15 protein-coding genes are annotated in these 14,487 nt (G+C 75.0%); 11 read left to right on the top strand and 4 right to left on the bottom strand.

Annotated elements, in window-relative coordinates; genetic code table 11:
* Nucleotides 1-74: 74 nt before the first annotated feature.
* Nucleotides 75-713, bottom strand: coding sequence for a hypothetical protein (locus tag PU704_RS14575; RefSeq protein WP_047803795.1), 639 nt, complete (start codon nt 711-713; stop codon nt 75-77).
* Nucleotides 714-869: 156 nt separating this feature from the next.
* Here PU704_RS14575 and PU704_RS14580 point away from each other — a divergent pair, with 156 nt between their 5' ends.
* Nucleotides 870-2,006, top strand: coding sequence for a Gfo/Idh/MocA family protein (locus tag PU704_RS14580; RefSeq protein WP_047803794.1), 1,137 nt, complete (start codon nt 870-872; stop codon nt 2,004-2,006).
* Nucleotides 2,007-2,144: 138 nt separating this feature from the next.
* A complete protein-coding gene (locus tag PU704_RS14585; protein ID WP_277551822.1) occupies nt 2,145-2,510 on the top strand; it encodes a YciI family protein in 366 nt (121 codons plus the stop codon).
* A 13-nt stretch (nt 2,511-2,523) separates the two neighbouring features.
* Here the strand turns inward: PU704_RS14585 and PU704_RS14590 are convergent, their stop codons facing one another.
* Nucleotides 2,524-3,312 carry a hypothetical protein gene (locus tag PU704_RS14590; protein WP_277551823.1) on the bottom strand — a complete coding sequence of 263 codons (789 nt, stop codon included), beginning with the start codon at nt 3,310-3,312 and terminating at the stop codon, nt 2,524-2,526.
* A gap of 127 nt (nt 3,313-3,439) precedes the next feature.
* Between PU704_RS14590 and PU704_RS14595 the strand changes: the two genes are divergently transcribed.
* On the top strand, nt 3,440-3,988 hold the full coding sequence (locus PU704_RS14595) for a CueP family metal-binding protein (RefSeq protein ID WP_075871932.1): 549 nt from the start codon (nt 3,440-3,442) through the stop codon (nt 3,986-3,988).
* Between the two features lie 103 nt (nt 3,989-4,091).
* On the opposite strand, the gene PU704_RS14600 is transcribed toward PU704_RS14595, so the two are convergent.
* The gene (locus PU704_RS14600; protein WP_277551824.1) at nt 4,092-5,537 is read right to left on the bottom strand and encodes an aldehyde dehydrogenase family protein; all 1,446 of its coding nucleotides are present in this window, start codon (nt 5,535-5,537) and stop codon (nt 4,092-4,094) included.
* 178 nt (nt 5,538-5,715) lie between these two features.
* Between PU704_RS14600 and PU704_RS14605 the strand changes: the two genes are divergently transcribed.
* The 8 genes from PU704_RS14605 (at nt 5,716) to PU704_RS14640 (ending at nt 13,884) form a co-directional block, all read left to right on the top strand.
* A complete protein-coding gene (locus PU704_RS14605) occupies nt 5,716-7,323 on the top strand; it encodes a GMC family oxidoreductase (RefSeq protein ID WP_277551825.1) in 1,608 nt (535 codons plus the stop codon).
* A gap of 158 nt (nt 7,324-7,481) precedes the next feature.
* Nucleotides 7,482-8,357, top strand: a complete 876-nt coding sequence (locus tag PU704_RS14610; protein ID WP_083664962.1) for an alpha/beta hydrolase — start codon at nt 7,482-7,484, stop codon at nt 8,355-8,357.
* 84 nt (nt 8,358-8,441) lie between these two features.
* Complete coding sequence (locus PU704_RS14615) at nt 8,442-8,942, top strand: GNAT family N-acetyltransferase (RefSeq protein ID WP_047803789.1); 501 nt, start codon at nt 8,442-8,444, stop codon at nt 8,940-8,942.
* Nucleotides 8,943-9,096: 154 nt separating this feature from the next.
* Nucleotides 9,097-10,188, top strand: coding sequence for an FAD-dependent oxidoreductase (locus PU704_RS14620; RefSeq protein WP_075871405.1), 1,092 nt, complete (start codon nt 9,097-9,099; stop codon nt 10,186-10,188).
* 43 nt (nt 10,189-10,231) lie between these two features.
* Nucleotides 10,232-10,807 carry an NADPH-dependent FMN reductase gene (locus PU704_RS14625; RefSeq protein ID WP_075871406.1) on the top strand — a complete coding sequence of 192 codons (576 nt, stop codon included), beginning with the start codon at nt 10,232-10,234 and terminating at the stop codon, nt 10,805-10,807.
* Nucleotides 10,808-10,861: 54 nt separating this feature from the next.
* The gene (locus tag PU704_RS14630) at nt 10,862-11,002 is read left to right on the top strand and encodes a hypothetical protein (protein ID WP_158041181.1); all 141 of its coding nucleotides are present in this window, start codon (nt 10,862-10,864) and stop codon (nt 11,000-11,002) included.
* Between the two features lie 342 nt (nt 11,003-11,344).
* The gene (locus PU704_RS14635; protein ID WP_277551826.1) at nt 11,345-12,817 is read left to right on the top strand and encodes a GH1 family beta-glucosidase; all 1,473 of its coding nucleotides are present in this window, start codon (nt 11,345-11,347) and stop codon (nt 12,815-12,817) included.
* Nucleotides 12,814-13,884: a LacI family DNA-binding transcriptional regulator gene (locus PU704_RS14640; RefSeq protein WP_277551827.1), complete on the top strand. Its 1,071-nt coding sequence runs from the start codon at nt 12,814-12,816 to the stop codon at nt 13,882-13,884. The genes PU704_RS14635 and PU704_RS14640 overlap by 4 nt, the downstream gene beginning before the upstream one ends.
* 145 nt (nt 13,885-14,029) lie before the next feature.
* On the opposite strand, the gene PU704_RS14645 is transcribed toward PU704_RS14640, so the two are convergent.
* Nucleotides 14,030-14,311: a hypothetical protein gene (locus PU704_RS14645; protein WP_139318434.1), complete on the bottom strand. Its 282-nt coding sequence runs from the start codon at nt 14,309-14,311 to the stop codon at nt 14,030-14,032.
* Nucleotides 14,312-14,487: the final 176 nt, after the last annotated feature.

The raw sequence follows: 14,487 nt of genomic DNA on the forward strand, positions 1-14,487 counted from the left end.
TTCTTCCTCAGTAGGGTGATGGTCCGGTGCCACGCTACGCCCGCGCCAGGAGCGCCCACAAGGGGAGCGGGCCGCTACGCCGCCCGGCCCGCGACGACCGCGGCGAACAGCGAGGCCGGGATGAGCCCGGCCCGGTGGGCGCGCTCGACCGCGGCGAACCCGTCGGGGGTCTGCTCGTAGGGGAAGTGGATGAGGTCGGCGGCGAGCTCCCAGTGGTCGATCATCCCGCCGGCGTAGAGCTGGCAGATCGCCCAGGGGGTGTCCGCGGAGAAGCTCGGCTCGTCGGGCAGCACGTACTCGTCGGCGGGGACGCGCCAGGCCTCGAGGTCGTCCAGGGCCGCCTCGAGCTCCTCGAGGGTGTCGTAGTGCCCCGAGCGGTCGGGGTCCACGGTCCCGTTCGGGTTGGCGAGCTCGACGTCGTAGCCGCCCTCCGCCGCGGCGAAGACGGACGTGGGCCCGGGCTCGCCGCCCACCCCGGCGTCCAGCGGCAGCTGGGACGGCAGCCACTCCCAGCCGTCGCCGAGCTGGTCCATCTCCAGGTCCCGGTAGGCCACCCAGCCGCGGGCGACCAGCAGCTCGTGGGCGTCGTCGTCCCACGTGCCCTGCGGGGCGCCGTCGATCTCGACGCCGCGGGCGCCGGCCGCGGCGTGGAACTCCCGCCGCTGCTGCTTCTTCTTGGCGGCGGCCTTCTTGCGGGCCTTGCTCTTGGGCACGGAACTCTCCTGGCGGTCGGGGACCGGCGTCGGTCCTGCGGGGGCGTGCTCCCATGATGGCCCACCCGGCCCGGACCGTGCGCGGGCGTTCCACCCGTCCCCGCCCGCCGCTAGTCTGGCCGGGACCGCCCCGTTCCCGACCGCGAAGGACATCCCATGACGATCCCCCGCACCGCCCCCTCGACGAACGGCCCCGTGCGCTACGCGGTGGTCGGGCTCGGCCAGATCTCCCAGCAGGCGTTCCTGCCCGCCATCGCCCGGACCGGCAACTCCGTGCTGGCCGCCCTGGTCACCGGCACCCCGCAGAAGGCCCAGGAGCTCGCGGCCGAGTACGGCGTGCCCGCGTACTCCTACGAGGACTACCCGGCGCTGCTGGCCTCCGGTGACGTGGACGCCGTGTACGTGGCCACGCCCGTGTTCCGGCACCGGGAGTTCGCGGAGCCGGCCCTCGAGGCGGGCATCCACGTGCTGGTGGAGAAGCCGATGGAGACCTCCGTGGAGGACTGCCGGGCGATGATCGACGCCGCCGCGCGCGGCGGGGCCCGGCTCATGGTCGCCTACCGGCTGCACCACGAGCCGGGCACCCTGGAGCTGATCACCCGGGTCCGGGACGAGGCCCTGGTGGGCGAGCCCCGCCTGTTCACCGCGGTGTTCGCCCAGGACATCGACGAGGCCAACCACCGCGGCCACTCCGGGTTCTGGGGCGGGCCGATCCCGGACATGGGCAGCTACCCGCTCAACGCGGTGCGCAACCTGTTCGCGGCCGAACCGGTCGAGGTGCACGCGATGGGCGTGCGGACACCGGGCCGGGGCTTCGACTTCGACGACACCGTGGCGGTGACCCTGCGCTTCCCCGGGGAGCGGCTGGCGCAGTTCACGATCAGCTACGCCACCGAGGCCACCGAGCAGTTCACCGTGGTGGGCACCGGCGGTGCGCTGGCGGCCCAGCCGTGCTTCGGCTTCGGTCCCGAGGTGGGCATCAGCTACACCGTGACCCGCGACGGCCGGACCGAGACCCGCACCCACGACCCGGTGGAGCAGTTCGCGGGCCAGACCGACTACTTCTCGGCGTGCATCCTGACCGGCGCCGCGCCCGAGGCCGACGGGGAGGAGGGGCTGCTGGACATCCGCGTGCACGAGGCGGTGCTCGCCTCCCTCGAGACGGGCCGGCCGGTGCGCCTGGAGCCGGCGGACCGGGCCGTGCGCCCCTCCGCGGACCAGGTGCGCACCCTGCCGCCCGTGGCGGAGCCCGACGACGACGAGCTCGTGGCCCAGCTGCCGCAGAACGGCTGAGGGCCCCGTGACGCAGGAACGGGGCAGCCCGGGACCGGTGCGCGAGCGCCGGGTGGTGGACGTGCAGGTCTGTTTCGGGGGACCGCCCCGACCGTAGACTCCGAGGACCATCCGACGCCCCAGGGAGGCTCACCCGCCATGAAGCACTACCTGCTCAGCATCGAACAGCCCGACGGCGGGCCGGCGGCCCCCGAGGTCCTCGAGCCCGTGATGCGCGACGTCGCCGCGTTCAACGAGGAGCTGCGGGCCGCGGGGGCGTGCGTCTTCGCCGGGGGCCTGGACCGGGCAGAGGCCTCCGTCGTCGTGCGCTTCCACGGCGCGGACGTGGTCACGACCGACGGCCCGTACGAGCGCGAGGACGAGCACGCGGGCGGAATCTGCATCGTGGCCGCTCCCGACTACGACGCCGCCATCGAGTGGGGCCGGAAGCTGGCGCGGGCGACCACCCTGCCGGTCGAGGTGCGGGAGTTCCAGGGGGCGCCGGAGGAGCACCTCCCGGGCTGAGGGGCCGGGCGGGTCAGCGGCCGATCCGGCGGGCCTGCTCCTCCCACGCGGCGTGGGCGTCCCGGGAGCCCGTGGGCCGGTGGATCTCCCGCAGCGCCCGCAGCGCGGCGTTGCGCTCCCGGGCCAGGGAGTCCGCGGCGGCCTGCGCGGCGGCGTCCGCCCGGGCCTGCGCCCGGGCGGCGGAGATCGCACCCATGATCGCCTCCACGGCCTCGGACCCGCCCGCCAGGTAGGCGGCCCGGACGTCGGGATCGGGGTGGAGGAGGTACCGGTCGTCGCGCTGCCCCAGGCGGGTGTCGAACTCGTCCTCGGTCAGGTCCGAGATCACGGCGGCCACCCGGTCCAGCCGGGCCTCGACCTCCTGGTGCAGAGGTGTCCGTCCGGCCGCGTCCCGGACCGACCACAGCGCCCGGCCGTGCAGCCGGAGACGGGCCACGTCCCAGTCCGCCCGGGGCACCTCGGCCAGCCGGGCGGCGACGAAGGCCGTGTCCGCGGTCCGCTGCTGGGGCGGCAGGAGCCCGAGCTGCCGGTGCATCCAGGCCGCCCGCATGTCCTCGGTCCCGGCTCGGCGGGCGGTCTCCAGCGTCCGGTGCCGCGCTCGCCGCCGGCCGGCCGCGCCCGGGCGCAGGGCCCGGAGGGTGGTGCGCAGCAGCAGCACGACGACCAGCAGGCCGGCGAGGACCAGTGCGGTGACGGCAATGATCCGCAGGTCGGCCAGGACGGACGACACGACGGACACGACGGTGGCCCCGGTGACCAGCAGTGCGACGCCGGAGCCGTCGCTGTTCCCGGTGCTGTTCATGGCGGATCCTCCCGCATCCCGCAACCGCTTGACCCCGCAGTGTAGTCGCTTCCACCGGCAGCAGGCTGGGGAGCAGCCCGGCGGGACCCGCGACCGGTCCGCCGGGGGCCTCGATAGGGTGGACGGCATGAGGTCCTGGGTGCTGTCCGTGTCCGCCGCCGTCCTCCTGCTCGCCTCCGGGTGTGCGGGCGGGAACGCCGAGCGCGAGGCCCTGCTGCGCGAGCACGGGCTGGAGGGCGCGAGCACCGAGGAGGTCGTGGAGCGGCTCGACCGCACCCACGAGGACCGGGCGGCGGGACTGGCGGGCTCCGTCACCTACGACGAGGTGGTCCTGACCGACGGCGGGTCGGAGGCCGTGCTGCCCATGCCGGAGGACCGGTTCTACCTCGCGGTCGCCCCGTGGACCACCACCACCCACGAGTGCTTCCACCACAGCCTCTCCGGCTGCCAGGGCGAGCTCGTGGGCGAGGAGTTCGACGTGCGGGTGACCGACGACGCCGGCCGGGTGCTCCTCGACCGGACGCTCACCAGCTACGAGAACGGGTTCGTGGGCCTGTGGCTGCCCAAGGACATCACCGGCACCCTCGAGATCAGCTCGGCCGCCGGGACGGCGACCCAGCAGGTCAGCACCTCCGCCGACGACCCGACCTGCCTCACCACGCTGCGCCTGGCCTGATCCCGGCCCCGGGGGCCGTGGGTCCCGGGAGCGAGGCCCGCGCCCACCGCCCGGCCCGTCCGCGGGCACCGGTGGCGTCCGCGGACGGGCCGGGCGGGCACGCTCAGGAGGAGATGACCTTCGGCACGCCCAGGGCCTTGAGGCCCTCCACACCGAACTCCAGGCCGAACCCGGAGCTCTTGATCCCGCCGAAGGGCATCCGGGGGTCCACGGTGCCGTGCTTGTTGATCCACACGGTGCCCGCCTGGAGCCGGGCGGCGACCTCCCGTGCCCGGTCCGGGTCCGAGCCCCACACCGAGGCCCCGAGGCCGACGTCGAGGCGGTTGGCCATGCGCACGGCCTCGTCGACCGAGGAGTACTTCACGATCGGCAGGGCCGGACCGAACTGCTCCTCGGTCACCAGGGGGTTGTCGTCGTCGACGTCGGCCACGAGCGTGGTGGGGTAGAAGTACCCCGGCTGCTCCGCGGCCGGCTCGCCGCCGATCAGCACCCGGCCGCCCCCGGCCCGCGCCTGCTCCACGAGGTCCGCGACGATCTCGAACTGCGCCCTGTTCTGCAGCGGGCCGAGGACGTTGCGCTCGTCCCGCCCCTGGCCCATCGGCATGGCCGCCGCGACCCGGGTGAGGGCCTCGCACACGGCGTCGTGGACGTCCTCGTGGACGTAGAGGCGCTTGAGCGCGGCACAGGTCTGGCCCGTGTTGATGAACGCACCCCAGAACAGGCCCTCGGCGATGGCCTCGGGGTCCGCGTCCGGGAGCACGATCCCGGCGTCGTTGCCGCCCAGCTCCAGGGTGAGCCGGGTCAGGGAGTCGGCGGCCGAGCGCATGATGGCCTTGCCCGTGGCGGTCGAGCCGGTAAACATCAGCTTGTCCACGCCCGGGTGCTTCGACAGCGCCTCGCCGACCTCCCGGCCCCCCGCCACCACGGTCAGCACGTCCTCGGGCAGCACCTGGTTGAGCACGTGGGCGAGCCCGAGCACGGACAGCGGGGTGTACTCGGAGGGCTTGGCCACCACGGTGTTGCCCATCCGCAGGGCCGGGGCGAGCTGCCAGACCGAGATCATTATCGGCCAGTTCCAGGGGCTGATGGCCCCCACGACGCCGATGGGCTCGTAGCTGAGCACGGCACGGCCGGACTCGTCGTCGAAGAGCGTCTCGGGCTCCAGCGGCAGCGTCGCCGTCGCGCGCAGCCAGGCCACCGCGCCGCCGACCTCGAACAGGGCGTTCGGCCCGTTCTGCACGGGCTTGCCCTGCTCGCGCGAGAGCAGCTCCGCGAGCGCGGCGGCGTTCGCCTCGACGGCGTCGGCGGCCCGGAGCAGCAGCGCCGAGCGCTCGGAGTCCGGGACGGCGGCCCACTCCGACTGCTTCCGGCGGGCCCGGTCCAGGGCGTCGTCCAGGTCCTCGACCGTGGACTCCGGGGACCGGCCGACCAGCTCCCCGGTGGCCGGGTCGAAGATCTCCCGGCCCTGCGGGTCGGTGACGGCCGCCAGCAGCTCGTCGAGACCGAGGACGGTCGGGGTGTCGGTCGTGGCAGCGGGAGTGGTGGTCACGGTGGCTCCTTCGGGAGGACGGATGCGGTGCTGCCCCCATGGTGACCCGGGACACAGCCGGACGGCTTGACCGTGCGAGCACGGCTGTTGACCCACAGCGCGGATTCCCGCGCTGTGGGTCAAGGGCCGTGCGCGCCGGGACAACTCGCCTCGACGTGCCCTGGATCACACTGGGGCCATGCGCAACGAGACCGCCAAGACCTACGTCGTCGTGGGCGCCGGCACCGCCGGCAGCATCCTGACCCGCCGCCTCCTGGACGCCGGCCACGAGGTGATCCTCCTCGAGGCCGGGGGCACGGACCTCAACCCGGCCATCCACCAGGTGTCCCGCCTGGGCGAGCTGTGGCACTCGCCGGAGGACTGGGACTACTTCACCGTGCCCCAGCGGCACGCGGACGGCCGGGTGATCCACTGGCCGCGCGGACGCGTGCTCGGCGGCTCCCACGCCCTCAACGCCACGATCTGGGTGCGCGGCGCCGCCCAGGACTACGACGCCTGGGCGGCGGACGGGTGCCCGGGATGGGGGTGGGAGGACGTGCTGCCCTGGTTCCGGGCGCTCGAGACCTACGTCCCGCCCGCCGGGGCGGTCCCCGGCGACAGTCGTGGCACCGACGGGCCGGTGCCCGTGGTGCAGGACTACCCGCTCAACCCGGTGTTCGCCTCGATCATCGAGGCGGCCGAGCAGGTGGGGGTGCCGTACAACGCGGACTACAACGGCGGCACGCTCGACGGGGTCTCCCAGCAGCAGATCAACGTCCGGGACGGGCGGCGGTTCAACACGTGGATGGCCTACGTCAAGCCGGTGGAGGATCACCCGCGGCTGAGCCTGCGCACCGGAGTGCTCCTGCAGCGGGTGCTCGTCGAGGACGGGCGCGCGGTCGGCGTGGCGGTGGTGCCCTTCACCGCCCCGGACGGCGCGCCCGAGGAGATCCGCGCCGACGAGGTGGTCCTGTGCGCGGGGGCGCTCGACTCGCCGAAGATCCTCCTGCGCTCGGGCATCGGCCCCGCCGCCCACCTCACCGACGTCGGGGTCCCCGTGGTCCACGACCTGCCCGGGGTCGGGTCGAACCTGCACGACCACCTGCTGGCCCCGGTCATCGCCGAGGCCACGGCCCGGACGATCGAGCACCTCGCGTCCGACTGGTCGGTCACCCAGACGCACCTGTTCTGGCGCTCCCGCCCGGACCTGGACGCGCCCGACACCCAGCCCATCCACTTCTCCGTCCCGATGTACGACGAGGGCATGGAGGGGCCGACGAACGCGTTCACGCTGCACGCGGGGCTCGTCCGCCCCCGGTCCCGTGGCACCGTGCGCCTCACCGGGCCGGGCGTGGCCGACCCCGTGGCGCTCGACCCGAACATCTTCGAGGACCCGCGCGACCGCGAGGCCCTGCTCGCCTCGCTGCGCCAGGCCCGGGAGATGGTGCGCACCCGCCCCCTCGCGCAGGACTGGGGCGCCGAGGAGCTGTACCCCGGCCCGGAGGTGCGCACCGAGGAGGAGGAGATCGCCTACCTCCACCGGTTCGTGACCACCTACCACCACCAGGTCGGCACCTGCCGGATGGGCACCGGCCCGGACGCGGTGGTCTCCCCGGAGGACCTGAGCGTGCACGGCGTCGACGGCCTGCGGGTGGTGGACGCCTCCGTGATGCCGCGGGTGCCCAGCGGCAACACCAACGCGCCCACGGCGATGATCGCCGAGCGCGCCGCGTCCCTCATCACCGGCGGCAGCACCACCCTCGCCGCCGCAGCGGCCGCAGCGGCCGCCGCGGGCGCCGAGGGCTGACGGCCGGCGCGCCGTCCCGGACCGCCGCGCCGGGGCCCCGGTCCGGGACGGCGCGCCTACACTGGCCGCGACGGGCCGCCCAAACGCCGAGGGCGGCCCCGCCGGTGCGGCGGTGCCGCGCCGGGGGAGTGGGCCGCCCGGCCCGGAGGGGATGATCGATGAGCCTGCGGATGGACCTGACCGCCCGGGCGGTGGCCGTGCGCGCCCGCCTCAGCCCGTTCCGGGAGGTGGACCAGCTGCGGGGCCGGCCCTATCCGGAGCCCGCGGCGGTGCCGAAGGACCTGCGGCGCTCGCACGAGCTCACCCGCGAGGAGGTGGGCGGGCGCCCGGTGCTGCGCCTGACCCCGCGCGACGGCGCGGACGGGTCCCACCTGATCTACCTGCACGGCGGGGCGTTCGTGAACCCGCTGCTGCCGGCGCACTGGTGGATCATCCGCGAGGTCGTCAAGGGCACGGGCACCACGGTCACGGTGCCCCTCTACCGGCTCGCCCCGGAGGGCTGCGCGGACGAGGGCTACGAGTTCCTCGGCGCGGCCTGGGCCGACCTGGTGGCCCGGCCCGCCGTGGACCGGATCGTCGTGGCGGGGGACTCCGCCGGCGGGTGCCTGGCGATCGGGCTGGCCATGCTGCTGCGCGACACCGGGCTGCGGGCGCCCGACCACGTCGTCGGCTTCTCCCCGGCCCTGGACGTCACCGCGAGCCACCCGGCCGTGCGCGAGATCGACCCGCACGACCCGATGCTGAGCACGGACGAGGTCGTCCCGCTGTGCCAGGCCTGGGCCGGGGACCGCTCGCTGACCGACCCCCTGGTCAGCCCCGTCCACGGGGACGTGGAGGGCCTGCCCCCGGTGCACCTGGTGCAGGGCGGGCGGGACATCCTCGCGGCCGACGCCCTCGGCTTCGCCCGGGCCCTGCAGCGCGCCGGCAACCCCGGGCGGCTGCTCTACGAGCCCGGCGCCTTCCACGTCTACGTGGGCGCGTGGTGGACCCCCGAGGCCCAGCGGGCCATCCGGCACGTCCGCTCGCTGCTCTGAACGCCCCGCTCCGGACCCTTCCTGCCGCCCGTCCCACAGCCCGTCCCGCCGTCCGGCCCGGGCCGGTGCGGTAGTCTGCCGGTCATGTCGCAGATCCGTCAGGCCCGCCCGGAGGACGTGCCCGCCATCCTCGGGATGGTGCGGGACCTGGCCGTGTACGAGCGCGAGCCCGACGCCGTGCGGATGACCGAGCAGCAGCTGGCGCAGGCGCTGTTCGGGGAGCACCCGGCGGTCTTCGCCCACGTCGCGGAGGACGAGGGCCGCCTGCAGGGCTTCGCCCTGTGGTTCCGCACCTTCTCCACCTGGGAGGGCGTGCACGGCATCCACCTTGAGGACCTCTACGTGCGCCCCGAGGCCCGCGGCGCCGGCCACGGCAAGGCACTGCTGCAGGCCCTGGCCCGGCACGCCGTGGCGCAGGGCTGGGCCCGGGTCGAGTGGAGCGTGCTGAACTGGAACGAGCCGTCGATCGGCTTCTACCGCAGCCTCGGCGCGCTGCCCCAGGACGAGTGGTCCGTCTTCCGGCTCACCGGGGACGCCCTGCACCGGGTCGGCGCCGCGCGGGAGCACCAGCCCGGCCGCGCCTGAGCGCCCCTGACGTCTCCCCGGGGCGCTGCGGTCGGACCCGGTGTCCGCACCCCGCTGCGTGCCGGTGCGGTTCCGGCCCCGCCCCGTCGGCCGGAATAGCCCATGGCCGCCTGGCGTTCCCTGATCAGTGATACGTCAACGAACGGGGGGTGCTGTGCAGAAGGTCGTGGTCGTCGGGGCCGGGCAGGCGGGACTGTCCGCGGCCCACCACCTGCGCCGCCGCGGGCTGGTGCCCGAGGAGGACTTCGTGGTCCTCGACGCCAATCCCGGGCCCGGGGGAGCGTGGCGGCACCGCTGGCCCTCGCTGACCTTCGGCGGGGCCCACGGCATCCACGACCTGCCGGGGATGCCCCTCGGGGTCCCCGATCCGGCCGAGCCCGCCTCCGCCGTGGTCACCCGCTACTACGGCGAGTACGAGCGCCGCTTCGAGCTGCCCGTGCACCGTCCCGTGGCCGTGCGCCGGGTGGAGTCCGTCTCCGAAGGCGGGCCGCTCGACGTGGTCACGGACACCGGGACCTGGCGGACGCGGCTGCTGATCAACGGCACCGGCACGTGGGACCGCCCGCACTGGCCGTACTACCCCGGCCGGGAGCGCTTCCGGGGGCGGCAGCTGCACACCCACGACTTCCGCTCCGCGCAGGAGTTCCGCGGCCGGCACGTCGTGGTCGTGGGCGGGGGCACCTCCGCCGTGCAGTTCCTGCTGCAGCTGGACGCCGCCGGCGCCACGACCACGTGGGTCACCCGCCGCCCGCCGCAGTTCACACCGCGCCCCTTCGACGCCGAGTGGGGCCGGGACGTGGAGCGCCGGGTCGACGAGCGGACCCGGGCGGGGCTGCCCACGGAGAGCGTGGTCTCGGCCACCGGCCTGCCCCTCACCCCGCAGTACCGGGCCGGGATCGAGGCCGGGGTCCTGGTCTCGGCCGGTCCGCTGCGGGAGCTCACCGCCGAAGGGGTCCGCCTGGCCGGCGGTCGGGAGATCCGCGCCGACGCGATCCTGTGGGCCACCGGCTTCCGGCCCGCCCTCGACCACCTCGCCCCGCTCGGGCTGCGCGAGCCGGGCGGGGGGATCCGGACGGACGGGGTGCGGGTGCTGGCCGACCCGCGCGTGCTGCTCGTCGGCTACGGGGCCTCCGCCTCGACCCTCGGCGCCACCCGGGCGGGACGGGCGGCCGCCCGGGAGGCCGTACGGCTGCTGGGCGCGGGGACCTCCGGGCCCCGGGAACTCGCGTCCACCGTCCGCACCTGATCCATCCCGCGCCCCTGATCCGTCCCACGCAGGAGGAACCGTCATGGTCCGCATCGGCATCATCCTCGGCAGCACCCGCCCCCAGCGCAACGGGGAGGCCGTGGCGCAGTGGGTGCTCACCCACGCCGCCCACCGCGACGACGCGCACTTCGAGCTCCTCGACCTGCGCGAGCACGACCTGCCGCACCTGGACGAGCCCGTGCCGCCCTCGGCGGGCCGGTACCAGCACGAGCACACGCGACGGTGGGCCGCCACGATCGACGGCTTCGACGGCTTCGTCGTCGTCACTCCCGAGTACAACCACGGTGCCCCCGGGGTGCTGAAGAACGCCTTCGACCACCTCTACGCCGAGTGGAACAACAAGGCCGTGGCCTTCGTCTCCTACGGCTCCGCCGGCGGGGTGCGCGCCGTGGAGCAGCTGCGGCAGGTCGCCGGGGAGCTCCAGCTGGCGGACGTGCGCCAGCAGGTCGCGCTGTCCCTGCGCACCGACTTCGAGCACTACAGCACCTTCGCCCCGGCGGAGCACCACCTGCGCGCGCTGTCCACGATGCTGGACCAGGTGATCGCCTGGTCCACGGCGCTCGCGCCGCTGCGCGCCCCGGCCGACGGCGCCGGATGAGCGCGGCGTGGTCGTAGGCTGAGCACATCCAGCCGTCCCGACGAAGGAGCACCCGTGAGCGACCAGCCGACTTCCAGCCCCGACCCGATCGAGGACGCGGCCAAGATCGACGACGCCGACATGACCACCGAGATGACCCCGGTGCCGCACGAGCACGGCGACGCCAAGAACGAGGACTCCGACCCGGAGGACTGAGACCGCACGACTCAAACCGCACGACCGGTGCCGTACGGCACCCCGCCCGTGCGGCCGCACGGGGACGCCCCCGGGGAGCAGCTGCTCCCCGGGGGCGTCCCCGTGTCCGCCGGCGGGCTTCGGCAGGAGGCCGGGCCAGCTCGCCACGACGTGCCGGGCGCAACACGCCGCCCGGCCCTCGGATCGACAGGATGCTTGACACCGTGACGGCCGCCACGCACAGTGAGGGTGGGGTGGGAGCGCTCCCACGAACCGGGCGCCCCGCCGAATCGGCCCGCTGCCGCTCCTCGTGGCGACCGGATGCCACCTCGTTCCCGGACCCGTGCAAGGAGCAGTCACAGGATGAGCACCACACCGCTGTCGTTCCCCGACCACTTCGTCTGGGGCGCGGCCACCGCCGCCTACCAGATCGAGGGCGCCGCCCATGAGGGCGGCCGGGAGGACTCCATCTGGGACGTCTTCGCCCGCGTCCCCGGAGCCGTGGCCGACGCCCACAACGGGGACGTCGCCTGCGACCACTACCACCGGTCCGCGGAGGACGTGGCCCTGATGCAGGAGCTGAACCTGCAGGCCTACCGCTTCTCGACGTCGTGGGCCCGGTGCGTGCCGGACGGCGTCACGCCCAACCCCGAGGGCATCGCGTTCTACTCCCGCCTGGTCGACCAGCTCCTCGAGGCGGGGATCCAGCCGTGGCTGACTCTCTACCACTGGGACCTCCCGCAGGCGCTGGAGGACCGGGGCGGCTGGACGAACCGGGAGACCGCCCACCGGTTCGCCGAGTACGCGGCCGTCATGCACGAGGCCCTCGGGGACCGCGTGCGGATCTGGACCACCCTCAACGAGCCGTGGTGCTCGGCCTTCCTGGGCTACGCGGCCGGCGTGCACGCCCCGGGCCGGCAGGAGCCCCGGGCCGCGCTCGCCGCGGCGCACCACCTGCTGCTCGGGCACGGCCTGGCCGTGCAGGAGCTGCGGCGGCGCGATCCGGAGGCCACCCTGGGGATCACCCTGAACCTCACGGTGCCCGATCCCCTGGACCCGGCCAGCGCCGCGGACCGTGACGCGGCCCGCCGCATCGACGGGCAGTTCAACCGCATCTTCCTGGACCCCCTGTTCCGGGGGGAGTACCCGGCCGACGTGCTCGAGGACGTGCACCACCTGGGCCTGGCCGACCACGTGCAGGAGGGTGACCTCACCGCCATCGCCGCACCGTTCGACGTGCTGGGCATCAACTACTACCACGGGGAGGCCGTGACCACGGCCGCGCCGGACGCCCCCTCCGCGCCGGAGGGCCACGCTCCGCTGAGCCGTCCCGTCTCCTCCCCGTACGTCGCCGCCGACCGCGTGCAGTCCGTGCCGCGGGGCCTGCCGGTCACCGGGATGGGCTGGGAGGTGCAGCCCGAGGGGCTGCGCCGGCTGCTGAACCGGGTGCAGGAGGAGTACACCGGCCCGGCCGGGATCCCCGTGTTCATCACGGAGAACGGCGCGGCCTACGACGACGCCCCCGACGCCTCGGGGTTCGTGGACGACCAGGACCGGCTGCACTTCTTCGACGCCCACCTGCGGGCCGTCAAGGACGCCATCGACGACGGCGTGGACGTGCGCGGCTACCTCGCGTGGTCCCTCATGGACAACTTCGAGTGGGCGTGGGGCTATCACCAGCGGTTCGGCCTGGTCCGGGTGGACTACGGGACCCAGCGCCGCACCCCCAAGGCCAGCGCCCGGTGGTACGCCGCCGTGGCCGCGGCCAACGCGCTTCCGGCGTCCCCCTCGCAGGAGCCCGGACCGCTCGAGGGCGCCGCATCGCCCGGCCGGTGAGCGCGGAGCGGCACGGGGCGGGCCACGCCGGCACCGGGCGGCCCAGCCCCACCCTGGAGGACATCGCCGCGGCGGCGGGCGTGTCCCGGTCGACCGCCTCACGGGCCGTCAACGGCGGTGACCGGGTGAGCCCGCGGGCGCGGGCGGCCGTGGACGCCGCCGTCGTCGAGCTCGGCTACACGCCCAACCGCGCGGCCCGGAGCCTGGTCACCCGGCGCACGTCCTCGATCGCCCTGGTCATCCCGGAGCCGGACGTCCGGATCATGGCGGACCCGTTCTTCGCCGTGATCATCACGGGCATCACCGACGCCCTCCGGGAGACGGACGTGCAGCTGGTCCTGCTCATGTCCCGCACCGGGGACGACTCCGGGCGGGTGCTGCGCTATCTGCGCGGCGGGCACGTGGACGGCGCCGTCGTGGTCTCCCACCACCGGGACGATCCGTGGACGACGTCCCTGCCGGGGGCCGGTCTGCCCACCGTGTTCATCGGCCGCCCCTGGGAGGGCCGGCCCGGGGTCCCCTACGTGGACACCGACAACCACCAGGGCGGTCGGCTGGCCGCCCTGCACCTCGCCGCCGGCGGCCGCACGCGGGTGGGCACGGTCGCCGGCCCGGTGGACATGACCGCGGCCGCCGACCGGCTCGCCGGGTGGCGCGAGGGGCTGCGCGAGGCCGGCCTGGCCGAGGGGCCGGTGGTGCACGCGGACTTCACGACGGCCGGCGGCCGGCAGGCCGCGCTGCGGCTCCTCGAGGAGGCCCCGGAGCTCGACGGCGTCTTCGCGGCCTCGGACCTCATGGCCCTGGGGGTTCTCGAGGCCGCGCGCCGGCGCGGCCGCTCGGTGCCCGAGGACGTCGCGGTGGTCGGCTACGACAACCACGCCCTCGCCGCCACCGCCGTTCCCCCGCTGACCACGGTCACCCAGCCGATGTCGGCCATGGCCGGCGCGGCGTGCCGGATCCTGCTCGAGGAGATCGACTCCCCGGGGGCCCGCCGTGCGCCGATCGTCTACCCCGCGGAGCTGGTGGTGCGGGAGAGCAGCGGGGCGCGGCGGCTCTCCGCGCGCTGAGCGCCCATCGGTGGCAGCGGGTCCTCCCGCCCGCACGGCCCGCGGTCGGGACCCCGGCGGTCAGGCCGCGGTCCGCGGCCGGTGACCCCCTCCGGCGCCGGTCGGGCCGCCGCCGGTCGGGCCGCCGCCGGCCGGGCCGCCGCGGTCAGGCCGCCGTGTCGAGGGCGGCGCGGAGCCCGGACAGGTGCGGCGCGTGCTCGGCCAGCTCCTGGAGATAGCCCAGCTCGGCGAGGTCGTGCAGGGCGGTGTCGAGCTGCCCCGGAGTGAGCTGGGCGTCACGGGCCACGGCGTCGAGCGAGGGGGCCGCCTCGGCCGTGACGTGCTCGGTCAGGGCGTCCAGGACGACCACGGCGTCGACGCTCACGTGCTCGTCGTGGATGGCTTCGGCGAGCAGCCGCTCCGCGGCGTAGAGACTGGCGGCGAACATGTGGGGAAGTGGGGTCTGCATCGTGGACATCACAGTTGCAACGATAATCCGCTTCCATGAAAATCCCCTGAATCCGGGCGACGGGCCGATCCCCCCGGCGGAATGCCACGCACGGCGCGGACGTTCGCTCCACCGTGGGGCCCTGGACGTGCCGGCGGCCCCGCCCGCGACCGCGT

Origin of the sequence: Kocuria oceani, assembly GCF_029524215.1 — a bacterium.
GTDB lineage: Bacteria > Actinomycetota > Actinomycetes > Actinomycetales > Micrococcaceae > Kocuria > Kocuria oceani.

What these genes read in the sequence shown, in the direction of transcription:
- PU704_RS14585 (WP_277551822.1), top strand. Translation starts at nt 2,145, where the DNA reads ATGAAGCACTACCTGCTCAGCATCGAACAGCCCGACGGCGGGCCGGCG.
- PU704_RS14595 (WP_075871932.1), top strand. Translation starts at nt 3,440, where the DNA reads ATGAGGTCCTGGGTGCTGTCCGTGTCCGCCGCCGTCCTCCTGCTCGCC.
- PU704_RS14590 (WP_277551823.1), bottom strand. Translation starts at nt 3,312, where the DNA reads ATGAACAGCACCGGGAACAGCGACGGCTCCGGCGTCGCACTGCTGGTC.
- PU704_RS14605 (WP_277551825.1), top strand. Translation starts at nt 5,716, where the DNA reads ATGCGCAACGAGACCGCCAAGACCTACGTCGTCGTGGGCGCCGGCACC.
- PU704_RS14625 (WP_075871406.1), top strand. Translation starts at nt 10,232, where the DNA reads ATGGTCCGCATCGGCATCATCCTCGGCAGCACCCGCCCCCAGCGCAAC.
- PU704_RS14645 (WP_139318434.1), bottom strand. Translation starts at nt 14,311, where the DNA reads ATGTTCGCCGCCAGTCTCTACGCCGCGGAGCGGCTGCTCGCCGAAGCC.
- PU704_RS14580 (WP_047803794.1), top strand. Translation starts at nt 870, where the DNA reads ATGACGATCCCCCGCACCGCCCCCTCGACGAACGGCCCCGTGCGCTAC.
- PU704_RS14610 (WP_083664962.1), top strand. Translation starts at nt 7,482, where the DNA reads ATGAGCCTGCGGATGGACCTGACCGCCCGGGCGGTGGCCGTGCGCGCC.
- PU704_RS14635 (WP_277551826.1), top strand. Translation starts at nt 11,345, where the DNA reads ATGAGCACCACACCGCTGTCGTTCCCCGACCACTTCGTCTGGGGCGCG.
- PU704_RS14615 (WP_047803789.1), top strand. Translation starts at nt 8,442, where the DNA reads ATGTCGCAGATCCGTCAGGCCCGCCCGGAGGACGTGCCCGCCATCCTC.